Source organism: Herbaspirillum sp. RV1423 (assembly GCF_000577615.1).
Classification (GTDB): domain Bacteria; phylum Pseudomonadota; class Gammaproteobacteria; order Burkholderiales; family Burkholderiaceae_D; genus Herbaspirillum.
In genome coordinates, this window is sequence record NZ_CBXX010000003.1 from 25,509 (window position 1) to 39,996 (window position 14,488).

Genomic DNA, 14,488 nt, shown 5'->3' on the forward strand with positions numbered 1-14,488 from the left:
CAAGAAGGGTTTTATTAGCGGCAGCCGTCCTTCGTTGTTGTTCCTCCCGCAGTACCTGTTCGCTCTGACAAAGCGGCATTTTTTCTCCATTCACTACCGAGGTTCTGATGCCCCTGCCCAAACTGCCGAGTAAACCAGCTGCTTTATTAGCCCCCAAAGATTATCCCAAGGCCGACCGCGGTAAACCTGTCAAACCCCACATCGCATTAGTAGAACCTGCTGCACCTGCCGCATCCCCAGTCGCCAAGGCGGCGCCGCAGCCGGCCCCCCCTCAGGCCAGGATCACCGACAAGAGCCCGGTCGAAAAGCCCCGTGCTGCGCCCAAAGCCGTTGAATCGCGCGCCAAGTCGAACATCAGCCGTACCGCGGACAAGCTGGGCGTGTCCAAACTGTTCGTACTCGACACCAACGTACTGATGCATGATCCAACCTCGCTGTTCCGTTTCGAGGAACACGACATCTATCTGCCGATGATCACGCTGGAAGAACTCGACAACCACAAGAAAGGCATGTCGGAGGTGGCCCGCAATGCGCGCCAAATCTCGCGTTCGCTCGACGCGCTGGTCAGCGACATCGCAGAAGACGCCATCGATCTCGGCATCCCGCTATCGAAACTGGGCAACAAGGACGCCAAGGGCCGCCTGTTCTTCCAGACCAAACTGCAAAACGCCAAACTGCCCGACGGCCTGCCCGAAGGCAAAGCCGACAACCAGATTCTCGGCGTGGTGCGAGCGCTCGACCAGCAATATCCTGACCGCCCCGTCGTGCTGGTGTCGAAAGACATCAACATGCGCCTCAAGGCGCGCGCTATCGGTTTGCCGGCCGAAGACTATTTCAATGACCACGTGTTGGAAGACACCGACCTGCTGTATTCAGGGATCCAGCAGTTGCCGGACGATTTCTGGAACAAGCACGGCAAGGGAATGGAATCCTGGCAGGAAAACAAGCACGGCACCAGCTATACCTACTACCGTGTCACCGGCCCGCACGTACCTTCGCTGCTGGTGAATCAGTTCGTTTTCATTGAACCGAAGAACGGCGAACCGGCGTTTTACGGACAAGTCACGCAGATCAATGGCAAGACAGCGGTCCTGCAAACCTTGCGCGATTATGGTCACACCAAGAACAGCGTGTGGGGCATCACGGCACGCAATCGCGAGCAGAACTTTGCGCTGAACCTGCTGATGAATCCGGAATGCGACTTCGTCACGCTGCTCGGCCAGGCCGGCACCGGCAAGACCCTGCTGGCATTAGCGGCGGGGCTGGCGCAAGTACTGGAAACCAAGAACTACAACGAGATCATCGTCACCCGCGTCACCGTGCCGGTGGGCGAGGACATCGGTTTCCTGCCCGGCACCGAAGAAGAAAAGATGGGGCCGTGGATGGGTGCCTTCGACGACAATCTGGAAGTCCTGAACAAGTCGGACGGCGACGCCGGCGAGTGGGGTCGTGCGGCGACGCAAGACCTGATCCGCTCGCGTATCAAGATCAAATCGCTGAACTTCATGCGCGGCCGCACTTTCGTCAATAAATTCCTGATCATCGACGAAGCACAGAACCTGACGCCAAAACAGATGAAGACCCTGGTCACCCGTGCAGGTCCAGGCACAAAGATCATCTGCCTCGGGAACATCGCGCAGATCGACACGCCTTACCTGACCGAAGGCTCAAGCGGCCTGACTTACGTGGTCGACCGCTTCAAGGGCTGGTCGCACAGCGGCCATGTCACACTGGCGCGCGGCGAACGTTCGCGTCTTGCAGATCACGCAAGCGACGTCTTGTAAGAGCTGCCGTTGCAAACAAAAAAGCGCAGACTTCGGTCTGCGCTTTTTGTTTTTGACGCCAATCCGGCTGGTTATAGGATGTGCATACCTATCCACCACGCAATCGCCGCGACGAATGCCGATGCAGGAATCGTGAAAATCCAGGCCCAGACGATATTGCCGGCTACGCCCCAGCGCACTGCCGACATCTTGTGCGAAGCGCCGACGCCGACGATCGCGCCGGTGATAGTGTGCGTGGTGGAGACCGGCACCCCCATTGCAGTTGCAATGAACAAGGTAATCGCCCCGCCGGTTTCAGCACAAAAGCCGCCGACCGGTTTCAGTTTGGTAATCTTCTGACCCATGGTCTTGACGATGCGCCAGCCGCCGAACAAGGTGCCGAGGCTGATCGCACAATAGCAACTGATGATCACCCACATTGGTGGATTGTCGGTGCCGGAATACCCCGCCGCGATCAACAGCATCCAGATGATGCCGATGGTTTTTTGCGCATCGTTGCCGCCGTGGCCGAGGCTGTACATCGATGCCGACAACAATTGGGCACGGCGAAACCAGCCGTCGATCTTGCGCGGTGTCGAGCGCACGAAAATCCACGACACCAGCAACATCATGATCGAACCGAGCACAAATCCCAGCAAAGGCGACAACACGATGAAGATGATGATCTTGATCAGGCCCGACGCCACCAGCGAACCGGTGCCCGCCTTGGCCACGGCGGCGCCGACCAGGCCGCCGATCAGGGCGTGCGAGGACGAAGATGGAATACCGTAATACCACGTAACCAGATTCCAGAAAATCGCACCGACCAGCGCGCCGAACACGACAACATGATCTACCACAGCAGGATCGATCGTTCCTTTGCCGACCGATGCCGCCACATTCAATTGATGAAAAACGAATACCGCTACAAGATTGAAAAATGCCGCCATTGCCACCGCCGTCTGCGGACGCAGCACGCCGGTGGAAACCACCGTGGCGATAGCATTGGCGGCATCGTGGAAACCGTTCATGAAATCGAACAGCAGCGCCAGGACGATCAGCAAGGCAAGAATATGGAAACTAATTTGAACTGTATGCATGGATAAACCGTTATCTTGAGAATCATCGGCAACAACTGGCAACATCGCGCTGCGACGGCGCCGGGCGCCGCACAGTCAATGGCGAGGATCAGGCGTTTTCGACGATGATGCCTTCGATGATGTTGGCGACGTCTTCGCAACGATCAGTAACGGTTTCCAGGATTTCATAGATGGCTTTGAGCTTGATCAGGTTGCGCACATCAGGTTCATCGCGGAACAGTTTGGACATGGCAGCGCGCATGACGTGATCGGCATCCGATTCCAGGCGGTCGATTTCTTCGCAGATCACCAGGATTTGCCGCGAGTTGTCCATGTTGTGCAACAAGCCGACGGCGGTCTTGACCTTTTCGGCACAGGCCAGGCACAGCTCAGCGAGACGCTTGGCTTCCGGCGTGATGGCCTTGATGTCATACAGCGAGATGGTTTGCGCCGCGTCTTCCAGCAGATCGAGGATGTCATCCATGCGCGTGATCAGTTGATGAATGTCGTCTCGATCCAGCGGCGTGATGAAGGTCTTGTGCAACAGGTCGATCGCATTGTGGGTAATTTTGTCCGCTTGTTTTTCCAGGGTCTCGATCGCGTGTACGCGAATTTCCAGATCATCGAAATTGGTCATCAATGCAACCATCTCCTTGGCGCATTTCACACCCAGTTCCGCATGCTGGTTGAAGAGATCAAAAAATTTGCCCTCGGTGGGCATCAGGCGTCCAAACATGTTCCACTCTCTTATGAATAATTAGTGCTTCGCTTGCACAATCCGGGCCGCTGCATGCATGGCCCGCATCGCTCGTCCGGATGGAACCGGACGATAAACCCGGCGCATCAATCGCCGCCGTATGGCGAACCCAGACTGCCGATGTAGTTGTCGTACTTGGTAAATTGCCCCAGGAATGCCAGGCGGATGCTACCGATCGGACCGTTACGCTGCTTGCCGATGATGATTTCCGCAGTGCCCTTGTCCGGTGAATCCGGATTGTAAACTTCGTCGCGATAAATAAACAAAATCACGTCGGCGTCCTGCTCGATAGCGCCGGATTCGCGCAAGTCGGACATGACGGGACGCTTGTTCGGACGCTGCTCCAACGAACGGTTCAACTGCGACAGCGCAATGACCGGGCAATTGAGTTCCTTGGCGAGGCCTTTGAGGCTTCGCGAAATTTCCGAGATTTCCGATGCGCGGTTTTCCGAACTATTACCGCCATTGCCGGACATCAGTTGCAGGTAGTCGATGATAATCAGGCCCAACTTGCCGCATTGGCGAGCAAGGCGACGTGAACGGGCGCGCAATTCGATTGGGCTCAGCGCCGGTGTTTCATCGATATAGAACTGCGCATCGTTCATTTTTTGAATCGCATGCGTCAGACGTGGCCAGTCTTCATCGATCAGGCGGCCTGTGCGCAGACGGTGCTGATCGAGACGGCCGACCGAACCCAGCATACGCATGGCGAGCTGGGTGCCGCCCATTTCCATGGAGAACACGGCGACCGGCAAGCCGCTATCGATGGCAACGTTTTCACCGATATTGATCGAGAAGGCGGTCTTACCCATCGAAGGACGACCGGCGACGATGATCAAGTCGCCCGGCTGCAGCCCGGAAGTCATCTTGTCGAGATCGACGAAACCTGTCGGCACGCCGGTGATGTCGCTGGTGCTGTCGCGGTTATACAGTTCATCGATACGCTCGACCACCTGCGTGAGCAGCGGCTGAATTTCCATGAAACCCTGCGAACCGCGCGAACCTTCTTCGGCGATCGCAAAAATCTTGGACTCGGCTTCATCGAGCATTTGCTTGACATTTTTGCCTTGCGGATTGAAGGCGTTGCCCGAGATTTCATCTGAGACCGTGATCAGCTTGCGCAAGATGCCGCGGTCACGCACGATTTCGGCGTAACGGCGAATATTGGCTGCGGACGGCGTGTTCTGCGCCAGAGCATTGAGATAGCTCAGGCCGCCAACCTCGTCGGCCTTGCCGCTGGTTGACATCGCCTCGTAGACGGTGATCACGTCGGCGGGCTTGGTTTCGTTGATCAGCTTGACGATATGCTGAAAGATGATGCGATGATCGTAGCGATAGAAATCGTCTGCGCTGACGAAGTCGGCGATACGGTCCCAGGCAGCATTGTCAAGCAGCAAACCGCCCAAGACGGATTGCTCGGCTTCGATCGAGTGTGGCGGGACACGCAGAGATTCTAGTTGCGGATCGGGAGATGCGTTCATGGCGCGCATTATACCTGCTAAGAGTAGTCGCTACAGGTGCGGGGGCGAATTAGCCGGCGGTTTTACAAACAACAATCAGATTCGCGTCGAATCTCCGCCATGGCGACCAGCGGACCCCGACCCGACGCAATAAAAAAGCCAGGCGAACCCGGCTTCTTTATCAAAACAAAAGAAAGGACTTGGCGTAAAAATTACGCGTGATCGCCCAGAACAGCAACGGTTACGTCAACCACGACGTCGGTGTGCAGAGCAACCGAAACAGTGTGATCGCCGACGATCTTCAGAGGACCTTGCGGCAAGCGAACTTGCGCCTTTTCGACCGGGAAACCTTGCTTTGCCAGCGCCTCGGCGATGTCGAAGTTGGTCACGGAACCGAACAGGCGGCCATCAACGCCAGACTTCTGGGTGATTTGAACGGCCAGGCCGCTCAATTTTTCACCCTGAGCTTGTGCCGTTGCCAGCTTTTCAGCGGCGGCCTTTTCCAGCTCGGCGCGCTTCGCTTCGAATTCAGCGATAGCAGTTGCTGTAGCGCGGCGCGCCATGCGTTGCGGGATCAGGAAATTGCGTGCGTAACCGTCCTTGACGCGGACGACTTCGCCCAGACCACCGAGATTAACGACTTTTTCCAACAGAATGACTTGCATGTTTTTCTCCTATATCTGGTCGTCAATTACGCGTTGTGCAGATCAGTGTACGGCAGCAACGCGAGGTAGCGTGCGCGCTTGATCGCAGTGTCGACTTGACGCTGATAATGTGCCTTGGTGCCGGTCAGACGTGCTGGCATGATCTTGCCGTTTTCTTGCACGAAATCCTTCAGGGTGTCGACGTCCTTGTAATCGACTTGCTCAACACCTGCTGCGGTGAAACGGCAGAATTTTTTGCGCTTGAACAGCGGATTTTGCTGTTGGCGTTTTTGCTTCAACTTGCTTTTATCGAACTTTTTACCGAATGCCATTTTGCGGCTCCTGATATATAAAAATTGAGTGGTTCTAAACTACGGATTCAAAATCAACGATATGAAACACGAGGCTTTTGCTGTTGCGATTTCTGCGTGCCATGAAGCCGGTGAATTTAAGCATCTCGCCGAGACCGGCCTGATTAAGCCGACCTGAAATTTCACCTGCAGCAAATGCAGTGATTTCAAACTCGACCAATCTCTTGACGCCTGCTTCAGTCTGTTCCGACTGGTGCTGCAACTTTGCAGTCACTATCGGGATGCCGGCCGGGGTATAACGCAGGACGTCACGCTCGGCGATGCTGGCAACAAACTGGAATTGATTCACTCTCCCTGGTGCTTTTCTATCGCAACGTCAGCAATTAAGCCGCTGGTGCTTCTGCGCGATTGCTCTTTGCTGCGTCTTCCTTCTGGACAGCCTTCAGGATTGGCGAAGGACCGGTTTCGGCCTTCTTCATCTTGACTGTCAGGTGACGCAACACTGCATCGTTGAACTTGAAGCCGGTTTCGATTTCGGCCAGAGTTTCGCCGTCAACTTCGATATTCAGGCAAACGTAATGTGCTTTTGCCAGTTTCTGGATTTGGTACGCCAATTGACGGCGGCCCCAATCTTCGACACGGTGAATCTTGCCGCCGCGTGCAGTAACGATGCCTTTGTAACGCTCGATCATCGCTGGAACTTGCTCGCTTTGGTCCGGATGGACGATAAATACGATTTCATAATGACGCATGTAGACTCCTTTTTGGACTGATTAACAAATCGCCCACCTCGGCGTCAAGACGAGTGTGGGAAGAGGAAAGCCCGCAATCATACAACAGGCGGCCAAAAACCTCAATGCTTTCAGGCGTTTGCTGTGGATCGGCCCCGACAAAAAACGGCCAATGGCAATGACATGATTTCAATATTGCAGATTGACACTGCTTTATAACTGTATAAAAATACAGACTGTTTATGCAACCAGCATAACTTCCCCGAAAGCCGACATGCTCAAACTGACCGCTCGCCAGGAACAGATCCTGAATCTGATCAAAGATGCCATTGAAAACACAGGCTTCCCCCCAACACGGGCAGAAATAGCCACCGAACTGGGCTTTCGCTCAGCAAATGCGGCCGAAGAGCACCTGCAGGCGCTTGCGCGCAAAGGCGCCATCGAGATTTCTCCCGGCACGTCGCGCGGCATCCGTCTGCGTGAAACCTCGCTGACCGGTACTGGCGGCCGGCAAATGGCCCTGCCGCATCCGGCATTGATGCAATTGTCGCTGCCTCTGGTTGGACGGGTCGCCGCCGGCTCGCCGATCTTGGCGCAAGAACATATAGAAAACAATTACAACGTGGACCCTGCGCTGTTTTCAGCAAAACCCGACTATCTTTTGAAAGTACGCGGCATGTCAATGCGCGATGCAGGCATCCTTGATGGCGACCTGCTGGCAGTGAAAAAAGCGGATCAGGCCCGCAACGGCCAGATCGTTGTAGCCCGCCTGGGCGACGATGTGACCGTGAAGCGATACAGGAAGACCGGCTCACTGATCGAACTGCTGCCGGAAAACCCGGACTTCAGCATTATCAAGGTCTCCGCCGAAGAAGAGAACTTCGCACTGGAAGGCCTCGCCGTCGGCCTGCTTCGTAGTTGGAATTGAAAGAGCAACACGGCAGCAAGATCAACAACCCGCTAAATTGCGGGTTTTTTTGTGTCTGTTTGAGCCATCAAAATAGAAATTGCGTCATATGATAAGCGCAGAATATTGCGCCTTCTTTGCCAGGGCATTCATTATTCCCGGCGAAACGAGCAACATGCGTATCGAGACACTACTTATTGGTCAAGGGATTCAAATGTCAACGCGTAGCAGCAAAAAACCAGTCAAGAACAACACCCACGATATCAAGGATCTACTGGCAGTCCGCGAATGCCTTAGCCTGCTGGACGATCATAAAGTTGATGAAGCAAAAGTCATTTGTGCTCAAGTCCTCAAACGCGCACCGAACTTGGTATTCGCCAATCATGCCTGGGGTCTGATTGCAATGCATGAGAATGACTATGCTGCAGCGGAAACGGCGCTACGCAAAGCCGTCTCCGCGGATTCGAAAAACTCGGAATACCTTGCCAATCTGGCAACCTGCGTTCTGAAGCAAGATCGCATTGACGACTCAATCGCTCTTTACGAAGAGGCCATCAAGTTCAATACAGAGAACAAAGACGCGCGCATCGGCCTTGCCAATGCCCTCCATGAAAAGAATGATCCCGAGGCATCCATTGCCTATTTCGAAGACGCCGTCAAACGCGCACCCGATGCCCCCGGACCACTTTCTCACCTCGGCAAAGCACTCATTGATGCAAAAAAATACAAGGAAGCGGTCGCCGTCCTGCTTAAATCGCTGGAACTGCAGATCGATTTCGCACCGGCACACACCAATCTCGGCGTTGCATTCCAGGAAATGAACATGCTGGGAGATGCGCTGGAATGCCACAAGACATCGCTACTGCTCGACCCTACAGATATATATGCGCAAAACAAGATTGCCGACACTTATATAAAGCAAAAGAATTACGATAAGGCAAACGAACATTACAAGCGCATTATCGAACTCGCTCCAAAGGACCCAAACAGCTACACAAAACTGGCATCCAGCTACTTTTCCAATGAAGACCGCTACGAAGATGCCATGGCGCTTTTCCACAAAGCTCTGGAAGTCGATCCCAAACATCCACTGACATTGAACAATGTCGGCGCCACTATGTACGACTACGGGGAAACAAAGGCCTCCCTGCAATATTTCCGGGACGCTCTGGCTTTAAAGCCCAACTATCTGACTGCACAACACAATCTTGCCCTTGGGCAATTATTGGCAGGCGATCTGAAAGAAGGCTGGGCCAACCACGAGAGCCGGCTGGATGTGAAGGAACGTCGCTACGTCTACAAGCTCATCCACAAGCTTTTTGAACTAATTCCCAAATGGGATGGCACGTCTTCTCTGAAGGACAAATTCATTTTATTAATGCACGAACAAGGTTTCGGCGACAGCATCCAGTTCGTTCGTTATGTACATTTGCTGCTGGAGCAAGGAGCACGGGTGGCCCTGCACGTAAAAGACCCGCTGGCCAGGCTGTTTCGCAGTGTGTCCGACCAGATCACTTTGGTCAGAGAAAACGACCCAATCCCCCCATGCGATTGCGCCTATGTGTTAATGAGCCTGCCGCATGCAATGGGAACCGATCATGTCGAAGATATTCCTTCCTATCCATCCTACTTGTCCGCCGATCCGGCCGACAGTGCAAAATGGGCTGAGAAAATTGGCCTTCTCGCAGGAAACAAAAGCGATCTGCGCGTCGGTTTCGTCTGGGCAGGCAATCCGGAACATGGCAATGACCGAAAACGCTCCATTCCACTCGATACATTTGCACCGCTCTTTAATACGCCTGGCGTCAAATTCTTCTCGATTCAAAAAGGCCCCGCAACACCAGAACTGGAAAAACTGCCGAAAGAATTGCCTGTTTTCAACATTGGCGACGCATTCAACGATTTTGCCGATACTGCCGCAGCCATGGCAAATCTCGACTTAATTATCAGCGTCGACACATCCGTGGTTCACCTGGCCGGCGCTCTTGGCAGACCGACATGGACATTATTAGCCCACACCCCCGACTGGCGCTGGTTAAATGACAGGGAAGACTCGCCCTGGTACCCGAGCATGCGCCTGTTCAGACAACAAAGCAGAGGCGACTGGCCCGGGGTCATTGCCAAAGTAGCATCGGAATTATCTGCATTGGGCAATAAAAAGAAACAAGACGCAGAATAATCAGACACATCCTTCTCATCTTCAATTTCATTGCGCCAACTGTATTTGTTGGCGTAATGCAATCTTCTCCATCTTCCATTTTGGGAACTTTTACAAGAATACGCGCTAAAGTTTTCCCAAATAGCGTCGAAATAGGATTTGCTTGACGTATGAAGCACGCAGTTTTAGGTCGGACAGCATTGGAAAAATTTTTTTGCCATAAACATTAAACTTTTTCCGATACCGTCCGATAAAGCTAACAACAGCGGTTTGAACGCCTGAGGCTTTAGGTAAAAACCAAAGTTAAGCACTGAAACTCGGATTTATCGGCCTCAAATCTTAGGAGAACTAATATGGCATCAATCATCAATACCAATATTGCGTCGCTTAACACGCAACGCAATCTTAGTGCTTCGCAATCCTCGTTGAATACATCGATTCAACGTTTGTCTTCCGGCCTGCGCGTCAACAGCGCAAAGGACGACGCAGCAGGCTTGGCAATTGCCGACCGTATGAATGCCCAAGTCAAGGGTCTGGCAGTTGCTCAACGTAACGCCAATGACGGCATCTCCCTGGCTCAAACCGCTGAAGGCGCGCTGAGCACGGTTACCGACAACCTGCAACGTATGCGCGAACTGGCAGTTCAAGCAAGCAACGGCTCGAACGGCGCACAGGACCGTAAAACCCTGAACGACGAATACAAGCAATTGTCGGACGAAGTTTTCCGTGTTCTGAACGGCACAACGTTCAACGGCCAAAACCTGTTCACAGGTATCGGCTCCGGTGCAAGCGCTGGTACAGGTTCCGATACAGCCAACGTTTCGGCTTCGCTGACACTGACTTTCCAAGTCGGCGCCAACGTAACCGACAACAAGCTGAACGATCAAATCAGCATCTCGCTGTCCGATCTGTCGAATGCCAGCACAATCGCCAACGTTATCGGTACAAGCGCGAAGGGTCTGATCGGTTTGGGCGACACAACCTCGGTTGACGCTGCTCAAGTCACTTATACATCGGCCAAAGCCGCCCTGGACAATCTGTTCGCAACCGGTTCGACACTGACCGCAACTGCGCTGGCTTCGTCCGCTGTGAGTCTGCAATCCGCCATCGACACAGCCAAACTGGCTCTGGACAAGGCAATCGCCGACCCGACAGCGCAAAGCGATGCGCAAAAAGCGATCAAGAATCTGGACCAGGCGATCAACCTGATCTCGTCCAAGCGTGCAGAGTTCGGTGCGGTTCAAAACCGTTTCACCGCCGTGATCAGCAACCTGCAGATCTCGAGCGAAAACATCACCGCCTCGCGCAGCCGTATCATGGATACCGACTACGCGGCAGAAACTGCGAACCTCTCACGTGCGCAGATCCTGCAACAAGCTGGTACCGCAATGCTGTCGCAAGCGAACTCGTCGCCGCAAAGCGTGCTGTCGCTGTTGAAATAGTCTTAAGTACTATGTAGGATAGTGTGCGGAGACATACGTCTGTATTCTCCGCACATTCCTTTGACGAAGGAGCAAAATCATGTCGACTTCCCCGCTTAATATCACTGCTGCAGGTGACTCCGGCGTCTATGTGCCGACGCAAGCAAATACAAAGCCAGACCCAGTGGTATCGACGGTTGCACCAGCGGCAACACCGCAAACACAACGCTTGACCGAAAGCGACGTCACCCAGGCTGTCGACAAGCTGAACGATTTCGCCAGCCAGAATGCGTCTGATCTCAACTTCTCGAAAGATCAGGAAACCGGCAAAACAATCGTAAAAGTTGTCGATACGGCAACCGATACCGTCATCCGTCAGATTCCAAGCGAAGAAGCAATTGCGATCGCAAAATCGATTGATAAGATGCAAGGCTTGCTGATTAACCACAAGGTTTGATGCACATGGAGTCTGCTACGAACTGTTGAAGTCCTTAGAATATTCATGCGTAATCGCAGTTATTTGCGCAGGGTATATTATTCGCCTCAATAATTCATAACGGATTTGCGCAATTTTTAGTTACGTATTGGCATGCTTCATTTTGATGTTTTGAGGCCCGTCAGGACTTCGATCAACAGAACCATGCTTGTCCATTGCTCGCCACTCTTGTCACTGCGGCAGTGTAATTGGCGCCATGCGCCCTAGAAATCAGGAGATATCATGGCAACCTCTACCGGTACAATTACTACCTCTGCCGGCCCCCTTGACGTAGCAACTCTTGTTTCAAAATTGATGGGTGCGGAAAGTCAAGTACTGACGCCGTTGACTCAGCAAGCAAGCAGCTACAATTCGCTGATTTCGGCATATGGCAGCCTGAAGAGCGCCATTTCCTCCTATCAAAGCGCCCTCAACAATCTGACGGCGGCAAGTTTCAGTTCGCAAAAAGCAACTGTCAACAATTCCGGCACCGGAACCACGTTGACCACGGATCCGTTCACCGCGGATGTCAATAGCGATGACTCGACCAAAATTCTCGCTCAGAAGATTCAGTCGGCCGGCTTTCCCAGTTCACAGACTTTCAACGCCGGCGATTCGCTGGCCATCAAGATCGGCACCAATTCACCGACTTTCATTACGCTGCAAGCCAATTCGACACTGTCCGGCCTGCGCGACACCATCAATGCATCCAAAGCCGGTGTGACCGCGAGCATCGTCACGGACGGCACGGGCGATCACCTCGTGCTGGAGTCCAACACGGGCGGCACAGCCAACACCATCAAGGTACAAGCCAACAATAGCCTGTCCTCGCTGGCATACGATCCGTCCAGCTCGACCCCCAGCACAATGACGCAGACCCAGGCGCCGCGTGATTCAACGGTTGCCGCTTCCGGCAGCTACACCGTGTCGGTTTCCCAATTGGCGCAGGCGCAAAAAATCACGTCCGTCGGCTTTGCCGACGGCACGACATTTGATAACGGGCTGCTTGCCATCAAGACAGGCAACGGCTCTACCACGATCATCAAGCCAACCACTAACACCTTGGCTGGCGTACGCGATGCAATCAATGCCAGCACTGCAGGCGTCAACGCGACCATCGTCAGCGACGGCACGGCCTCCCATCTGGTGCTTGTCGCCAAGGACAGTGGCGCCAGCAATTCGATTCGCGTTACCGGCACGGGCAGCTACTCCTCTCTGAACTTCGACCCTAGTGGCAAGATCACTTCCGCAGGCGTGGCGACGGGACAGACCTTCGATACGAGTACCGGAGGATTGACGCTGAATGTCGGCGGTACGAACACCACCATTTCGTTGAGCGGCTCCGCAACGATGCAAAACATCCGCGACGCTATCAATACGGCCAACGCCGGCGTCACGGCAAGCATCACCAATGACGGCACCCAGGACCATCTGGTGCTGACGCCTTCCGGCACCGGCGCCACCAGCCCGGTGTCGCTGACCGGCACTGGTGACTTTGCCACGCTCTCCGGCAGTACGATGGGCCAGTTGCAAGCCGCCCAGGATGCCAAATTGAATATTGACGGCGTCGCTGTGACAAGCCCGACCAACAAAGTCACCAATGCCATTTCGGGCGTGACGCTGAATTTGTCCAAGGTCACCACCGCCTCCGACAACATCACGCTGAACATTGCCAATGACACCAGCGGCGTTGCAACAACGGCAAGCACTTTCGTTTCGGCCTACAACGCTTTGGCCAAGTCCATCGCCGGCATGACGCAACAAACGCCGTCGACCACACTTGGCGCTGCCGGCACCTCCTCTCCCCTGGCGAGCGAATCGTCAGTGCAGAGCATCATGACCCAGTTGCGTAGCGCATTGTTCGCCAATGTTGCCGGTGGCAACGGCATCAGCAGCCTGTCCGACATCGGCATCAGCTTCCAGAAAGACGGCACGCTTGCGCTGGATTCGACAAAACTGACCACGGCGACCACCAACAACTTTGCAGGCGTTGCCAACCTGTTTTCTTCGACCGCCGGCACAAATTCGGACGGCTCGCTCAATACGACGGGCACCAATGGTATTCTCGTCAATTTGAAAAATCTAGTGACCGGTTTCTTGGCCGATGGGGGTATCATCGATACCAAGACCAAGGGTCTGCAAGCCAGCCTGAAAATCAATTCGGATCGCCAATCCGCCATTCAGACTCGCCTGAGCAATATGCAGGATCAATATACGAACCAGTTCAATGCGCTCAATGTCACGCTGGCCAGCATGGCATCGACACAGAGCTATCTGACGCAGCAACTGGCAAACCTGCCTAAAGCCGGCTAATCGGTAAGAGCGAGCACAGGAGAATATAATGTTCGGAACCATGCAACGCGGCGCCAACGCCTACGCCAATATCGGTGTCGAAACCGGCGTTGTCGCTGCAAGTCCGCACAAGTTGATCACCATGCTGTTTGACGGCGCGCTGGTAGCGATTGCCATGGGCGAAAAATATATGAAAGGCGGCGACATCAAGAACAAGGGCGAATCCATCACCAAAGCGATTTTGATCATCGAAAGCGGCTTGCGCGCCAGCCTGAACAAGAACGTCGGCGGCGAACTCGCCATGAATCTGGACGCACTGTACGAATACATGGGGCGCCGCCTGTTCACCGCCAATGTCGAGAACTCGGTCGAAATACTCACAGAGGTCCATGGATTGCTGGACGGATTGCGAGATGCTTGGGAAGCAATCGCTCCAACCACGCTCAACCAACCGCAAGCTGCCGCATAAAACACGATAACAAGAGTACGT

Annotated in this window: 14 protein-coding genes; 7 read left to right on the plus strand and 7 right to left on the minus strand. The window is 54.0% G+C overall.

Annotation, left to right across the window (positions count from 1 at the left end; genetic code table 11):
• Positions 1 to 107: 107 nt before the first annotated feature.
• Positions 108 to 1,784, plus strand: a complete 1,677-nt coding sequence (locus tag RV1423_RS03555) for a PhoH family protein (protein WP_051516463.1) — start codon at positions 108 to 110, stop codon at positions 1,782 to 1,784.
• Between the two features lie 71 nt (positions 1,785 to 1,855).
• Here RV1423_RS03555 and RV1423_RS03560 read toward each other — a convergent pair whose 3' ends face one another.
• From RV1423_RS03560 to rpsF, 7 genes are all read right to left on the minus strand, one after another.
• Complete coding sequence (locus RV1423_RS03560; RefSeq protein WP_034293256.1) at positions 1,856 to 2,863, minus strand: inorganic phosphate transporter; 1,008 nt, start codon at positions 2,861 to 2,863, stop codon at positions 1,856 to 1,858.
• An 88-nt stretch (positions 2,864 to 2,951) separates the two neighbouring features.
• Positions 2,952 to 3,578: a DUF47 domain-containing protein gene (locus RV1423_RS03565; protein ID WP_034293258.1), complete on the minus strand. Its 627-nt coding sequence runs from the start codon at positions 3,576 to 3,578 to the stop codon at positions 2,952 to 2,954.
• Positions 3,579 to 3,685: 107 nt separating this feature from the next.
• A complete protein-coding gene (locus tag RV1423_RS03570) occupies positions 3,686 to 5,080 on the minus strand; it encodes a replicative DNA helicase (RefSeq protein WP_373419949.1) in 1,395 nt (464 codons plus the stop codon).
• 191 nt (positions 5,081 to 5,271) lie between these two features.
• Positions 5,272 to 5,724, minus strand: coding sequence for a 50S ribosomal protein L9 (rplI, locus tag RV1423_RS03575; protein ID WP_034293264.1), 453 nt, complete (start codon positions 5,722 to 5,724; stop codon positions 5,272 to 5,274).
• 26 nt (positions 5,725 to 5,750) lie between these two features.
• Positions 5,751 to 6,035 carry a 30S ribosomal protein S18 gene (rpsR, locus tag RV1423_RS03580; RefSeq protein WP_007882558.1) on the minus strand — a complete coding sequence of 95 codons (285 nt, stop codon included), beginning with the start codon at positions 6,033 to 6,035 and terminating at the stop codon, positions 5,751 to 5,753.
• Positions 6,036 to 6,069: 34 nt separating this feature from the next.
• Positions 6,070 to 6,363, minus strand: coding sequence for a primosomal replication protein N (priB, locus tag RV1423_RS03585; RefSeq protein WP_034293266.1), 294 nt, complete (start codon positions 6,361 to 6,363; stop codon positions 6,070 to 6,072).
• 34 nt (positions 6,364 to 6,397) lie between these two features.
• Positions 6,398 to 6,766 carry a 30S ribosomal protein S6 gene (gene rpsF / locus RV1423_RS03590; RefSeq protein ID WP_007882559.1) on the minus strand — a complete coding sequence of 123 codons (369 nt, stop codon included), beginning with the start codon at positions 6,764 to 6,766 and terminating at the stop codon, positions 6,398 to 6,400.
• A gap of 253 nt (positions 6,767 to 7,019) precedes the next feature.
• Between rpsF and lexA the strand changes: the two genes are divergently transcribed.
• The 6 genes from lexA (at position 7,020) to fliS (ending at position 14,467) form a co-directional block, all read left to right on the plus strand.
• Positions 7,020 to 7,673, plus strand: a complete 654-nt coding sequence (lexA, locus tag RV1423_RS03595; RefSeq protein ID WP_034293269.1) for a transcriptional repressor LexA — start codon at positions 7,020 to 7,022, stop codon at positions 7,671 to 7,673.
• Between the two features lie 193 nt (positions 7,674 to 7,866).
• Positions 7,867 to 9,831 carry a tetratricopeptide repeat protein gene (locus RV1423_RS03600; RefSeq protein ID WP_034293727.1) on the plus strand — a complete coding sequence of 655 codons (1,965 nt, stop codon included), beginning with the start codon at positions 7,867 to 7,869 and terminating at the stop codon, positions 9,829 to 9,831.
• A 332-nt stretch (positions 9,832 to 10,163) separates the two neighbouring features.
• Positions 10,164 to 11,252, plus strand: coding sequence for a flagellin (locus RV1423_RS03605; RefSeq protein ID WP_034293272.1), 1,089 nt, complete (start codon positions 10,164 to 10,166; stop codon positions 11,250 to 11,252).
• Between the two features lie 79 nt (positions 11,253 to 11,331).
• The gene (locus RV1423_RS03610) at positions 11,332 to 11,688 is read left to right on the plus strand and encodes a flagellar protein FlaG (RefSeq protein ID WP_034293273.1); all 357 of its coding nucleotides are present in this window, start codon (positions 11,332 to 11,334) and stop codon (positions 11,686 to 11,688) included.
• Positions 11,689 to 11,949: 261 nt separating this feature from the next.
• Positions 11,950 to 14,019, plus strand: a complete 2,070-nt coding sequence (gene fliD / locus RV1423_RS03615) for a flagellar filament capping protein FliD (RefSeq protein ID WP_034293274.1) — start codon at positions 11,950 to 11,952, stop codon at positions 14,017 to 14,019.
• A gap of 28 nt (positions 14,020 to 14,047) precedes the next feature.
• Positions 14,048 to 14,467, plus strand: a complete 420-nt coding sequence (gene fliS, locus RV1423_RS03620) for a flagellar export chaperone FliS (RefSeq protein WP_034293276.1) — start codon at positions 14,048 to 14,050, stop codon at positions 14,465 to 14,467.
• Positions 14,468 to 14,488 lie beyond the last annotated feature (21 nt).

Bases quoted from the DNA above. Each gene is read 5' to 3' on its own strand.
- RV1423_RS03605 (WP_034293272.1), top strand. From the start codon at position 10,164: ATGGCATCAATCATCAATACCAATATTGCGTCGCTTAACACGCAACGC.
- RV1423_RS03565 (WP_034293258.1), bottom strand. From the start codon at position 3,578: ATGTTTGGACGCCTGATGCCCACCGAGGGCAAATTTTTTGATCTCTTC.
- rplI (WP_034293264.1), bottom strand. From the start codon at position 5,724: ATGCAAGTCATTCTGTTGGAAAAAGTCGTTAATCTCGGTGGTCTGGGC.
- RV1423_RS03560 (WP_034293256.1), bottom strand. From the start codon at position 2,863: ATGCATACAGTTCAAATTAGTTTCCATATTCTTGCCTTGCTGATCGTC.
- rpsF (WP_007882559.1), bottom strand. From the start codon at position 6,766: ATGCGTCATTATGAAATCGTATTTATCGTCCATCCGGACCAAAGCGAG.
- lexA (WP_034293269.1), top strand. From the start codon at position 7,020: ATGCTCAAACTGACCGCTCGCCAGGAACAGATCCTGAATCTGATCAAA.
- fliD (WP_034293274.1), top strand. From the start codon at position 11,950: ATGGCAACCTCTACCGGTACAATTACTACCTCTGCCGGCCCCCTTGAC.
- RV1423_RS03555 (WP_051516463.1), top strand. From the start codon at position 108: ATGCCCCTGCCCAAACTGCCGAGTAAACCAGCTGCTTTATTAGCCCCC.
- RV1423_RS03570 (WP_373419949.1), bottom strand. From the start codon at position 5,080: ATGAACGCATCTCCCGATCCGCAACTAGAATCTCTGCGTGTCCCGCCA.
- RV1423_RS03610 (WP_034293273.1), top strand. From the start codon at position 11,332: ATGTCGACTTCCCCGCTTAATATCACTGCTGCAGGTGACTCCGGCGTC.
- rpsR (WP_007882558.1), bottom strand. From the start codon at position 6,035: ATGGCATTCGGTAAAAAGTTCGATAAAAGCAAGTTGAAGCAAAAACGC.
- fliS (WP_034293276.1), top strand. From the start codon at position 14,048: ATGTTCGGAACCATGCAACGCGGCGCCAACGCCTACGCCAATATCGGT.
- RV1423_RS03600 (WP_034293727.1), top strand. From the start codon at position 7,867: ATGTCAACGCGTAGCAGCAAAAAACCAGTCAAGAACAACACCCACGAT.